Annotated in this window: 10 protein-coding genes; 4 read left to right on the top strand and 6 right to left on the bottom strand. The window is 63.9% G+C overall.

The window, feature by feature from the left end; translation table 11 throughout:
- Positions 1-144: 144 nt before the first annotated feature.
- Complete coding sequence (locus FJ967_RS27835; protein WP_246675414.1) at positions 145-1,551, top strand: M48 family metalloprotease; 1,407 nt, start codon at positions 145-147, stop codon at positions 1,549-1,551.
- A gap of 40 nt (positions 1,552-1,591) precedes the next feature.
- Here FJ967_RS27835 and FJ967_RS27830 read toward each other — a convergent pair whose 3' ends face one another.
- Positions 1,592-2,455, bottom strand: coding sequence for an RNA polymerase factor sigma-32 (locus FJ967_RS27830; RefSeq protein WP_140735517.1), 864 nt, complete (start codon positions 2,453-2,455; stop codon positions 1,592-1,594).
- A 320-nt stretch (positions 2,456-2,775) separates the two neighbouring features.
- Here FJ967_RS27830 and FJ967_RS27825 point away from each other — a divergent pair, with 320 nt between their 5' ends.
- From FJ967_RS27825 to FJ967_RS27815, 3 genes are all read left to right on the top strand, one after another.
- Positions 2,776-3,549 (top strand): amino acid ABC transporter substrate-binding protein, encoded by a 774-nt coding sequence (locus FJ967_RS27825; RefSeq protein ID WP_140735516.1) that lies wholly within the window; start codon positions 2,776-2,778, stop codon positions 3,547-3,549.
- Between the two features lie 138 nt (positions 3,550-3,687).
- Positions 3,688-4,368, top strand: coding sequence for an amino acid ABC transporter permease (locus FJ967_RS27820; protein ID WP_140735603.1), 681 nt, complete (start codon positions 3,688-3,690; stop codon positions 4,366-4,368).
- Positions 4,365-5,129 carry an amino acid ABC transporter ATP-binding protein gene (locus FJ967_RS27815; RefSeq protein ID WP_140735515.1) on the top strand — a complete coding sequence of 255 codons (765 nt, stop codon included), beginning with the start codon at positions 4,365-4,367 and terminating at the stop codon, positions 5,127-5,129. Before FJ967_RS27820 ends, FJ967_RS27815 begins: the two co-directional genes overlap by 4 nt.
- A 468-nt stretch (positions 5,130-5,597) precedes the next feature.
- Here FJ967_RS27815 and FJ967_RS27810 read toward each other — a convergent pair whose 3' ends face one another.
- The 5 genes from FJ967_RS27810 to phbB form a co-directional block, all read right to left on the bottom strand.
- Positions 5,598-6,179: a CarD family transcriptional regulator gene (locus FJ967_RS27810; RefSeq protein ID WP_006327799.1), complete on the bottom strand. Its 582-nt coding sequence runs from the start codon at positions 6,177-6,179 to the stop codon at positions 5,598-5,600.
- A gap of 369 nt (positions 6,180-6,548) precedes the next feature.
- The gene (fdxA, locus tag FJ967_RS27805) at positions 6,549-6,887 is read right to left on the bottom strand and encodes a ferredoxin FdxA (RefSeq protein WP_140735514.1); all 339 of its coding nucleotides are present in this window, start codon (positions 6,885-6,887) and stop codon (positions 6,549-6,551) included.
- 235 nt (positions 6,888-7,122) lie between these two features.
- Positions 7,123-7,509 carry an RNA-binding S4 domain-containing protein gene (locus FJ967_RS27800; protein ID WP_140735513.1) on the bottom strand — a complete coding sequence of 129 codons (387 nt, stop codon included), beginning with the start codon at positions 7,507-7,509 and terminating at the stop codon, positions 7,123-7,125.
- 15 nt (positions 7,510-7,524) lie between these two features.
- Complete coding sequence (locus tag FJ967_RS27795; protein WP_140735512.1) at positions 7,525-10,875, bottom strand: helicase-related protein; 3,351 nt, start codon at positions 10,873-10,875, stop codon at positions 7,525-7,527.
- A gap of 731 nt (positions 10,876-11,606) precedes the next feature.
- A complete protein-coding gene (gene phbB, locus FJ967_RS27790; protein WP_140735511.1) occupies positions 11,607-12,332 on the bottom strand; it encodes an acetoacetyl-CoA reductase in 726 nt (241 codons plus the stop codon).
- Positions 12,333-12,363: the final 31 nt, after the last annotated feature.

The raw sequence follows: 12,363 nt of genomic DNA, 5'->3' as shown, positions 1-12,363 counted from the left end.
GAAGATCGCCCCCGATTTTCATGATCATGCGCCAGGACCCGAAAGGAAGCCGTTCTGGCGATCGGCGTTGACAGACCAAGACTAAACCCGCTGGCGCGCTTTCTGGCGCTGGCCGGCTTTGCCGTGGCGCTCGCCAGCTGCCAGATGTTCACGCCTCCAGACGTGCAGGAATCCGGCTTCCAGCCATCCGACAAGCCGATCACGGTCGACAATGTCGTTGCCAACAGCAAGCTCGCCGAGATGGCCAAGGCGCAGCATCCACGTATCCTGGCCACTTATGGCGGTGAATATTCCGATCCCAAGCTCGAGCGCATGGTTGCCAAGGTCGTCGGCAATTTGACCGTCGTGTCGGCCAACCCGACCCAAACCTATCGCATCACCATCCTGAATTCGCCCAACGTCAATGCCTTCGCGTTGCCGGGCGGCTATCTCTACATCACGCGCGGCCTCCTGGCGCTGGCCAATGATTCGTCCGAGCTCGCCGCCGTCATCGCGCACGAGATGGGCCACGTCACCGCCAATCACGGCCTGCAGCGCCAGCAGCTAGAGGCCGAGGAAGGCCTGGCGACCAAGGTGGTTTCGGATGTGCTCGGCGACAGCCCGACGGCCAAGGCGGCGCTGATCCGCGGCAAGCTCAGGCTGGCGCAATTCTCGCGAAACCAGGAGCTGGAGGCGGATGCCATCGGCATCAAGTCGATCGGCGAAGCCGGTTACGATCCTTACGCCGCCGGCCGTTTCCTGCAGTCGATGTCGGCCTATACCGATTTCCGCTCGATATCGGGCGCCACCGATGCCAGCCTCGACTTCCTGGCCACGCACCCGAACACGCCGCAGCGCATCGATCTGGCGCAACGCCACGCCCGCAATTTCGGCGCCCCCGGCGTCGGCACGCGCGACCGCGATTCGTTCCTCGCCGGCATAGACGGCCTGCTTTACGGCGATACGCCCGAAGAAGGCTATGTGCGTGGCGAGACCTTCCTGCATCCAGGCCTCGGCGTGTCGTTCACGGTGCCGGACGGTTTCATCATCGACAATTCGGCGGCGGCGGTGACGGCGACCGGGCCCGGCGACATAGCGATCCGCTTCGATGGCGTTTCGATCGACAAGAACCGCGCCTTGACCGATTACATCAGAAGCGGCTGGGTCGCCGGCCTCGATGACACGAGCGTCAAGCAGGAAACGATCAACGGTAACGAAGCGGCGACCGCCCATGCCGGTGCCGAAGGCTGGCAGTTCGACATCGCGGTGATCCGCGCCGGCGGCCAGGTCTATCGCCTGCTTACCGCTGCCCCCTCCGCCAGCACCTCGCTGGAGACGGTGGCGCGTTCGGTCAGCGGGTCGTTCCGCATCCTGAGCCCGGCTGAAAAAGCTGCCTTGAAGCCGCTGCACATTCGCGTGCTTACCGTGCAGCCAGGGCAGACCATGGGTTCGCTCGCCGCGCAGATGGTGGGCGTCGACCGCAAGCTCGACCTCTTCCGCGTGCTCAACGCGCTGTCGCCAGGCGCGGCGGTTTCGGCCGGCGACAAGGTCAAGATTGTCACCGACAAATAGACGCCGGACGACGGATCGGGCTGCGGTCGCTACGGCGGGTTCAGGCGGCGGTCGCCAGGAATTCCGGGTTCTGCTTCACCAGCGCCACTTTCAGCTTTTCCATGGCGCGGGCCTCGATCTGGCGCACGCGTTCCTTAGAAATGCCGAGCGTCTCGCCCAGCGCCTCGAGCGTGGCGCCCTCGTCGCTCAGCCGGCGCTCCTCGATGATCCGGAGTTCGCGCGCGTTGAGCGCGCAAAGCGCTGCCTTCAGCCATACCGAGCGGCGTTCGACATCAATCGTGTCGCCGGCGACTTCATCGGGCAGGGGATCATCCGAGACCAGGAAGTCCATCCGCTCGGTGGCGCCGGAATCGTCGGCAAGAGGCATGTTGAGCGAAGAATCGGGAGCCGACAGCCGCGAATCCATCATCGCCACATCGGCTTCCGACACACCAAGCGCAACCGACACCTCGCGATAGAGCGTCTCGTTGGAGAGCGGCTCGGCGCCGTTCGCCAAACGGGCGCGCAGGCGCCGGAGATTGAAGAACAGGGCTTTCTGCGCCGAACTGGTACCGCCGCGCACGATCGACCAGTTGCGCAGGATATAGTCCTGCATCGAAGCGCGGATCCACCAGGTCGCGTAGGTGGAAAACCGCACCTCGCGCTCGGGCTCGAAGCGGGCGGCGGCCTCCAGGAGACCGACATGTCCTTCCTGGATCAGATCGCCGAGCGGCAGGCCGTAATGACGAAACTTGGACGCCATGGAGATGACCAGCCGCATATGCGCCACGGTAATGCAATGCAACGCGTTCTGGTCGTTGTCCTGTTTCCAGCGCAAGGCGAGCAGATGTTCCTCGTCGCGCTCGAGATAAGGCGCCTTCATCGCCGCGCGGACCATGATCCGTCCTGCCGTTTCTTCCATCATAAGGCGCTCCCTGGCTCAGGCGATGCGAATGACAAGTTGGCAGGCACCGGGTTGAAATGGCGGCGTCGTGCCCTACAGCAGCCAAAACTGCCACGCGCGGGAAAGGTTCCGCTAGCGCGGGCGAGCGAGCGATGACGTGCGGGCGATTTCGACGCGGTTGCCCGGAACCTCAAACGCTGCAAGATAATTCCTTTTTGAGAACTTGATTTCTTGAATCAGCTCTCTTTGAAATTTCATTCCTTATTTTTTCGACCTGCATCTGTCATTTTCCAGCCCTCACAACATGCCTGACATCAGGCCAAGGACGGGATCACAGAAAAATGAATTGGCTCAAGTCGCTCATTATCGCCGGAACGCTGCAGGCGCTCGCCGTTGCCTCGGGTCATCCCGGCGCCAATCTCGACCAGATCAAGCAGGCCGGCGTCATCAAGGTCGGTACGGAAGGCACTTACGCGCCTTTCACCTATCATGATGCTTCCGGAGCGCTGGTCGGCTTCGACGTCGAGATCGCCAAGGCGATCGCCGACAAGCTTGGCGTCAAGGTCGAGTTCCTCGAAGGCAAATGGGACGGCTTGATCGCCGGCCTCGACGTCAGCCGTTATGATGCTGTCATCAACGAGGTCGGCATCACTGACGCCCGCAAGGCCAAGTATGATTTCTCCGATCCCTACATTGCTTCCAAGGCAGTGCTGATCGTGCGCGGTGACAACACCGACATCAAGAGCTTCGCCGATCTCAAGGGCAAGAAGTCGGCCCAGTCGCTGACCTCCAATTTCGGCAAGCTGGCCGAAACGAACGGCGCCGAACTGGTCGGCACCGACGGCTTCGACCAGTCGATCCAGTTGCTCCTGACCGGCCGCGCCGACGCCACCATCAATGACAGCCTGTCCTTCCTCGACTTCAAGAAGCACAAGCCCGACGCCAATGTGAAGATCGCCGCCCAGGAAGAGAACGCCGATTACTCCGGCGTCATCGTGCGCAAGGGCGATCCGGAGCTGGTCGCGGCCATCAACAAGGCGCTGGCCGACATCAAGACCGACGGCACCTACCAGAAGATCGCCGACACCTATTTCGGCCAGGACGTGTCGAAGTAATTCACTCAGGGGTCCGGCTGCCGGCCCCCGAAACCTGCTCAGCGGCGGGCCGTCTTTGACGGCTCGCCGCTTTTGTCGTGATATGGCCGGCGCATTCGCGCTTCGATGACGCCGTTCGTCCATTCCGGAGGATCCTTCGTGCCGCACTGGCTGCAACTGATGCTGGAGTCGCTGCCTTCGCTGCTCTGGGCCGCCTTGATCTTCACCGTGCCGCTGACGCTGCTGTCCTTCGTGCTGGGCCTCACCGTCGGGCTGGGCGCGGCGCTGGGCCGGCTGTTCGGGCCAAAGCCGGTGGTCGCGCTCGTGCGCTTCTATGTCTGGATCTTCCGCGGCACGCCGCTCCTGGTGCAACTGTTCCTGATCTTCTACGGCCTGCCGTCGGTCGGCATCCTGCTCGACGCCTTCACCGCGGCGTTGATCGGCTTCACCCTCAACATCGGCGCCTATACATCGGAGATCATCCGCGCGGCGATCGGCTCGGTGCCCAAGGGCCAGTGGGAGGCCGCCTATTCGATCGGCATGACCTGGAGCCAGGCGATGCGGCGCACCATCCTGCCGCAGGCGGGGCGCGTCGCCGTGCCGCCGCTCTCCAACACCTTCATCTCGCTGGTCAAGGATACGTCGCTGGCCGCGGCCATCACCGTGCCGGAGATGTTCCAGGCGGCACAGCGCATCGTCGCCACCACCTATGAGCCGCTCATCCTCTATGTCGAGGCGGCGATCCTCTATCTGGCGCTGAGTTCGGTGCTGTCGGCCCTGCAGACACGGCTGGAGGACCGGCTCAACCGCTATGGCGGCTTCCTGGAGGCGCGCTCATGATCGGCCTCACCAACATTGAAAAGCGTTTCGGCGACAACCTCGTGCTGAAGGGGGTGAGCGTCACCATCGCCGAAGGCAGCGTCACCGCGCTGGTCGGGCCTTCGGGCGGAGGAAAGAGCACGCTGCTGCGCTGTATCAACCTGCTCGAGATCCCGACCTCGGGCACAGTGCGGATCGGTGACGAGACGCTCGAGTTCCGTCCGGGGGTGAAGGTGCCGGCGGCCGACATCAGGCGCCTGCGGCTGCAGACCGGCATGGTGTTCCAGAACTTCCAGCTGTTTCCGCACCGCACGGCAATCGAGAATGTCATGGAAGGCCTGGTCACGGTGCTGAAATGGCCGGAGGCACGGGCGCGCGAGCGGGCGCTCGCCCTGTTGGAAAAGGTCGGCATGGCACACAAGGTCGACGCCTGGCCGGCGACGCTGTCGGGCGGCCAGCAGCAGCGCGTGGCGATTGCCCGGGCACTGGCGCCATCGCCGAAGGTGCTTTTGTGCGACGAGCCGACTTCGGCGCTCGACCCGGAACTGGCGCAGGAGGTGGTCGACGTGCTGGGTCAACTCGCCAGCGAGGGAACGACCATGGTGATGGCGACCCATGATCTGCGGCTTGCCTCCAAAATCGCCCAGGAAGCCGTGTTCCTCGAAGCCGGCGTGATCGTCGAACAGGGGCCATCCGCCACGCTGTTCGGCAATCCGGAGCGCGAACGGACGAAGCGCTTCATCGCGACGCTGAAGCAGGAAGCGGCGCAGAAGGAAGGCTGAGTCCTCTACCTCCCCCTTGTGGGGAAGCCGGACCGAAGGTCCGGGTGGGGGCGGCGGCGCACTTGGCGCATGCATTGTCTTGTGCCGCGCTGGTCGACCCCCACTTCGTCTCGGCTTCGCCGAGCCATGCCGGGGCGAGCCACGGGTCTCGCCCGTCCTTCGGACCCCCCGATCGACGGGTAGAGGAAAGGCGCGAGCCTGTTGCCGCCAACGCTTTTCCAAAGGGGCTCCCTTCCTTTCCCTCCGGAGGGGGAAGGTGGCGCTGCGAAGCAGCGACGGATTGGGGGAACCACGTGGCAATCAAGCCCCGGGCCGATCAGTCACGCCAATCACAGATATGCACAGCGTAGTCCCACTTGTGAGGAGGGGTTAGGGTGGGGTACTCGTAGAGCGAAAGCCTCTCTGGTCGTCCAAAACAAAAAACCCGGCGCGAGGCCGGGTTTTTCGTGAACTCTAGGACAAAGGGATTCAGGCAGCTTCTTCCTGCTCGGCTTCCTCATTGTCGGCCTTGGCGCCGCGCTTGGGGCCCTTGTTGAGATTGACCTCGATCAGGCGCACGGCTTCGGTTTCCGACATGCGGTTGACGGCCGCGATCTCGCGGGCCATGCGGTCGAGAGCCGCCTCATAGAGCTGACGCTCGGAATAGGACTGCTCCGGCTGGTTGTCGGCACGATAGAGGTCGCGCACGACTTCCGAAATCGAGATCAGGTCGCCCGAATTGATCTTGGCATCATATTCCTGGGCGCGGCGCGACCACATGGTGCGCTTGACGCGGGCGCGGCCCTGCACGACCTTCAGCGCGCGCTCGACATAATCCTCTTCCGACAGCTTGCGCATGCCGATCGAGGTCGCCTTGGCGACCGGCACCTTCAGGCGCATCTTGTCCTTCTGGAAGTCGATGACGAACAGTTCCAGCTTGTGGCCAGCCACTTCCTGCTCGTCGATCGAAACGATCTGGCCGACGCCATGCGCCGGATAGACGATGTACTCGCCGGTCTTGAAACCGTGACGCGCGGCCGTGGACTTCTTCTGCGGGGTGATCGTTGCCATTACGCCCTGAACTCCTTGTTGTGGGCCGGCGGCGGTGCCGGCTGAACTCACGTGATCGGGGTCACCGATCATTAGCCGCACAACAGATGAACCCACCGGAAAAGCCGGGACCGGCAAACCGCACGAATTGCGACCGCCTGGCCCAGATTGCTCTGGTCCGGAGTGGGATTTTCACCTTTCAGTGATTTGGGGCGTCTGCGCCATAAATCGACGTTGTGTCACCGGCATGTTTCGTTGGTGTAACACAAAAAGTCGGAAGAATCAAGGTTTTGCTGCATAAGCGAAGGCCACAGCTCTGCCCCGCCTGTCAAGGCGGTTAATGCACCATGCCTCTTACGCAGCGTCATACCGGTCGAAACGGTAGCGCTGTCAGTCGCCTTCGCCGGGTTCGGCGGAGAAATACTTCTCGAACTTTCCGGTCTCGCCGTCGAAGGTCTTGGCGTCAGCCGGCGGCTCCTTCTTGGCGGTGATGTTGGGCCATTTCTCGGCATATTCGGTGTTGATCTGCAGCCATTTGTCGAGGCCGGACTCGGTGTCGGGCTTGATTGCGTCGGCCGGGCATTCCGGTTCGCAGACGCCGCAGTCGATGCACTCGTCGGGATGGATGACGAGCATGTTCTCGCCTTCGTAGAAACAGTCGACCGGACAGACTTCGATGCAGTCCATATATTTGCATTTGATGCAGTTGTCGGTCACGACATAGGTCATCGGTCGGCTCCGGGACGTCCCGTTTTTGTTGGCTTTTTCCGTGAGGTAACGCCTTTAGCGGCGGCTTGCAAGGGTCGCTATTCCCAGTCGGGCGGGGGTTTGGGAATGGAAATCCAGAAGGGCGGCGCCGCAAGAGCCTGACATGCCGCGCCGGCGGGCTCGTTTGCCGGTGCCGGTTTGGCTTTCGGTTGGCGTTGTCCTGGCCGAGCGCACCCCAGCGCCGGGTTGACAGGGCTCAATCGTCGTCGAGCAACCGGTCGGTCTGGCGGCGTTCTTTTTTGGTCGGGCGGCCGCTTCCTGCCTCGCGCAGCGCCGGAATGGCATCGGGTGGCGCGTCGCCCTTCGGTGCGGGCGGCGGCGACATGTCTTCGTAAAGCGTGCGGGCTTCTTCGGCCGGACCGCGCCGCGCACCGGTGCCCAGCACCTTCCAGACGAAGATGCGCCGATCCAGCGTGATGGTGAGCACATCGCCCGGCTTGACCAGATCGGAAGCCTGCGCTGCTTTGTCGCGATTGATGCGCACGCGTCCGGCGACCACCAGCTTGGCGGCCAGCGAGTGCGATTTCACCGCGCGCGAGAAGAACAGCCATTTGTCGATGCGCTGGCGGCCTTCGACAACCATGGTCTGGCGCCGGGTCTACTTCTTCAACTGGTCGCGCAAGGCGGCGAGTTTGGCGAAGGGCGAGTCTGGATCGAAGCGTACCGGGCGCTCCTCGCGCGGCTTGGGCTGGAACGCAGGCTTACCGCCTTGCGGTCCGCCCTTGCCTTCCGGCCTGCCACCCTTCCAGTCCGGCCGGCCCTCGCGGCGGTCGGGACGATCGCCCTGCGGGCGGCCGTCGCGGCGCTGTTCGCCTTCGGTGCCCGGCTTGGGCTTGAACTTCGAGCGGTCGAAGCGCGGCTTGCCGGCACCGTCACGCCGGCCTTCATGCGCGGGACGCTCTCCTGGTGCGGCGGGTGCACCGGCGACATCGCCCGGCGCATTGCCACGGCCGCGTGGCTGGCCGTTGCGCTGGCGATTGTTGCGGCCTTCGTGGTGACGCGGGCGCTGGTCGAAACGCCCTTGCCGCCACAGCAGGATGGGCTTTGGCGCCTCGGCTTCGACGGCCGGCTCAGCAGCAGCTTCCGCCACTTCCGCCGATGTGGAAGCTTCAGCGGCCGGTTCCGATGCTGCTTCGTCCCCTGGCGCGGCTTCAAGCGCGGCCCGGGGTTCAACCGGCGCCGGCTCGGCGGCCTCGACAGCAGCTTCGGCTGCAGGCGTCTCTTCATCCGCAGCCGTCGCATCCGAGTGCTCTTGCGCAACGGCTTCAGCCGGGGTGTTGTCGGCAACGATTTCAGCGTGACCCTCCGGCTGGGTCTCCTGGGCGGTTGCCGCATCCGGCGAGGGCTGCGACCCGTCGACGGCTGACACTGCCGCCTCTTGTGCTGCCTCGGCTTGTTCGGCGCGCGCGGCTTCTTCGGCCGCGAGCTTGGCCACGGCGGCTTCCCGCGCGGCACTGTCTTGCGCTTCGAGGCGTGCCTTGACTTCCGCCGCCGGCTTCGGCTCGGCGCGATAGCCGAGGCCCTTGAGGATCTCTTCCATGTCGTCGGCGGTCGCGCCGAGGATCGACATCATCGGCGGCGTCACCATGAAGGCCTGGCCGTCATAGGCGCCGTCCGGACGCTGGCCGAGGCCGGGCTTCCAGTTGGTCGCCGGCCGGATCAGGTCGGCCAGACGCTCCAGAATGTCGATGCGCACGGCGCGACGGCCGAGATTGCGGTAGCCGGCAAGCTTGTAGAAGGCCTTGTCGAAGGCCGGATCGATGACAACCGAGGTGCGGCCCGACGCCAGTGCATGGACGACGTCGCCGAAGCCGGGCTTGTCCTTGCCATCGTTCTTCAGCACCCACAGCAAGGTCACCAGTCCGGCCGGCGCGGGCTTGATCAGCGCCGGCACGAAGACATGATAGGCGCCGAAGCGCACGCCGAGCCGGCGCAGTGCCGCGCGGCCTTCCTGGTCGAGCGACTTCATCTCCTCGGCAATGTCGCGGCGGTTGATGAGACCGAAATTCTCGACCAGCTGGAAGGCGATGCCACGGCCTATGCCGGAAATCTGCTCGGCGTTCTTCAAGTCGACCAGCGGCTTCAGCAGGGATTCTATCTGGAAATTGACGAAGCGTTCGGCGCGCGCGGCGACCTTGTCGCGCGCCGGGCCGGTCAGCTGTTCGTCGGCCAACAGCACCAGCCGCGGCTTCAGCGTGTCCTCGCCTGAAACCAGCGTGCCGATCGGCGCACCGATCCAGCGCAACGTGCCGTCGGAGCCAAGCGCCAGGTCGCCATTGGCGCAAGAGCCGAAGCGTTCGGCACGCGCCTCGAATTCGGCGGCCAGCGCCTTCTGCGCGGCCGTGCGCACGGCCTTGGCGTCTTCGCCGCCGGCAGTCTGGTCGGCAGTGAAGCGGAACCCCTGCAACTCGCCGACATGATGGCCTTCGACAAGGACGGTTCCGGTAGGGCTAATTTCGGCTTCAGGCATTGTATTTTCTCTAAGGCGCCGCATGAGGACGGAAGTCCTGCGGTCTACGAAGCGTTTCGTCAACCGCTCATGCAGCGCATCCGACAATCTGTCTTCGATTTCGCGCGTCTTTTCCTGCCAGTGTGCCTGATCGGCCAGCCAGCCGGGCCGGTTCGACACGAATGTCCAGGTGCGGATCTGGGCGATGCGGTGCGACAGCGTGTCGATGTCGCCCTCGGTGGTATCGGCGCGGCGCACCTGCTCGGCCATGTAGTTTTCGTCGACATGGCCGCGCTTGGCGAGGTCCATGTAGATCGAGGCGATGAGGTCGGCATGCTGGGCCGGTGCGATCTTCCTGTAGTCGGGGAGCGCGCAGGCCTCCCACAGCAGGGCAACCCGTTTGGTGTCGGTGGCAAGCGCGCGGATGTCGGCGTCGCGGGACAGATATTCCAGCGCCTGCGCGTCGACCGCTGGCAGCGCGCGCGTCAGTCCCTCCACCGGCGCGTTGGTTTCAATCGAGCGCTTCAGCGCGTCCAGGCTGGCGAAGTCGAATTGGGCGGTGCGCCATTGCAGCACCTTGACCGGCTCGAAGTCATGGCTCTCGATCTTCTGCACCAGGTCCTCGTCCAGCGGATCGACCTGGCCGGTGACGCCGAACGTGCCGTCGCGCAGATGGCGGCCGGCGCGCCCGGCGATCTGACCGAGCTCGGCCGCCGTCAGATTGCGATACTGGTAGCCGTCGAACTTGCGGTTCTGGGCGAAAGCGACGTGGTCGAGATCGAGGTTGAGGCCCATGCCGATGGCATCGGTGGCGACGAGATAGTCGACATCGCCCGACTGGAACAATGCCACCTGGGCGTTGCGGGTGCGCGGCGACAGCGCCCCGAGCACAACCGCCGCGCCACCTTGCTGGCGGCGGATCAGTTCGGCGATGGCGTAGACCTCGTCGGCGGAAAAGGCGACGATCGCCGTGCGCCGGGGCAGGCGGGTCAATTTCTTGGACCCGGCATAGGCCAGGTGCGACAGCCTCGGCCGCGTCACCACCGAGACGCCCTTCAGCAGGCGCTGGAGAATGCCGTGCATGGTGGCGGCGCCGAGCAGCAGCGTTTCCTGACGGCCGCGCAGATGCAGGATACGGTCGGTGAAAATATGGCCGCGCTCGAGATCGCCGGCAAGCTGGACCTCGTCGATGGCGACGAAGGCGGCGTCGGTCTCGCGCGGCATGGCCTCGACGGTACAGACCGAATATTTCGCGCCCGGCGGCTGGATCTTCTCCTCGCCGGTGATCAGCGCGACCTTGTGGGCGCCGACCTTTTCGCAGACCCGGCCGTAGACTTCCCGCGCCAGCAACCTCAGCGGCAAGCCGATGACGCCGGTTTCGTGCGCCACCATGCGCTCGATGGCCAGATGGGTCTTGCCGGTGTTGGTCGGCCCAAGCACGGCGGTCACGTCGCGGCCCGACAGGATCAGCGGCTCGGTGTGTTTGTGCTGAATGTTCATCGGCTCGGAAGTAAGGCTTTCTGGCCTCTCGTGGTCGGGAGCGTGCCTGGACGGCGCGTGTGACAGCCGACACATAGGGATTTCGAGTGCGAAGCGAAAGCGGAATGTTCCGGCGCCGCTTCGGAAGACGCCGGCCTTACCCGCAAATCAGCCCGCGCTTAACAGGTGGAACGAGTCTGGAACGAATCGGCGACGAATCGCTGACTCCGGGAGATTCAGCTTTTGTTCACGGCTAGATATGGATTCTATGACGATGACTCTCACCACATGCTGAATCCGAAAACTGGCCCGTTTTATGCTAGGCGGGGCTTGGCGTTAAGGTTTGCCGCCGAACGAGGGCCGCGGCTCGACGAGCGCCCTTCAAGAGTATGAAATTGTTAATCTTTCTGAACCGGACGTTAAGGAATTCCAGGCAATTCTGGCCATTAATGTTAATATTGCGCTCAAAGGCGGAACGAATCGGCGACAAATCGGCGCCAGCGCTATTTTCTTGGTTTGTTCCGTCAATATCTTGTGTTGTGAACAGCTTATCCACCGACAATCCACAGGCCTGGCCACAGGTTTTGCGCTGGCGTCGCCAACGCCGTTAACCTTTGCGTGCCGGATTGGGGCATCGCGCCGCAGCGCGTTTTTCCGAGACCGCGGGCCTCAACGGGAAGCGGACCGGTTTCCCGGTCCGCTTCCCGCAAGGCACAAATCCATCCGCAGCCATTGGCTGCAGCTTGAAAGCTTCAGGCGAAGTACTGGCCGCCATTGGCGGTGAGGGTCGAGCCGGTGATGAAGCCGGCATCCTCGGAAGCGAGGAAGACGACGCAGCGCGCGATCTCTTCCGGTTCGCCGAGGCGGCCGACCGGTATCTGCGGCAGGATGCGTTCGTTGAGCACTTTCTCGTCGATCGCCTTGACCATCTCGGTGGCGATGTAGCCGGGGCAGATGACGTTGACGGTGATGCCCGCGCGCGCGCCTTCCTGGGCGAGCGCCTTGGAGAAGCCGATGTCGCCGGCCTTGGCGGCGGAGTAGTTGACCTGCCCGGCCTGGCCCTTCTGGCCGTTGATCGAGGAGATGGTGATGACGCGGCCGAACTTGCGGTCGCGCATGCCGCCCCACAGCGGATGCGTCATGTTGAAGACGCCGGAAAGGTTGGTGTCGATGACCTCCTTCCACTGCTCGCGCGTCAGCTTGTGAAACATGGCGTCGCGGGTGATGCCGGCATTGTTGACCAGCACCGAGACCGGGCCGAGATCGGCCTCGACCTGTTTGATGCCGGCTGCGCATGCGTCATAGTCGGCGACCGACCATTTGTAGACCGGGATGCCGGTCTCGGCCTTGAATTTCGCCGCCGCCTCGTCATTGCCGGCGTAGTTCGCGGCAACCGAATAGCCGGCATTCTTCAATGCGATCGAGATCGCCGCGCCAATGCCGCGTGATCCGCCCGTGACGATTGCAACCTTGGTCATGTGTCCTCCCTTTGGTCGGAAGAGCAAGTCG

It is taken from the genome of Mesorhizobium sp. B2-3-4 (assembly GCF_006442315.1).
Lineage (GTDB): Bacteria > Pseudomonadota > Alphaproteobacteria > Rhizobiales > Rhizobiaceae > Mesorhizobium.
Note: the sequence above shows the minus strand (reverse complement) of the source record. Positions and strands in the feature narration are given on the sequence as shown.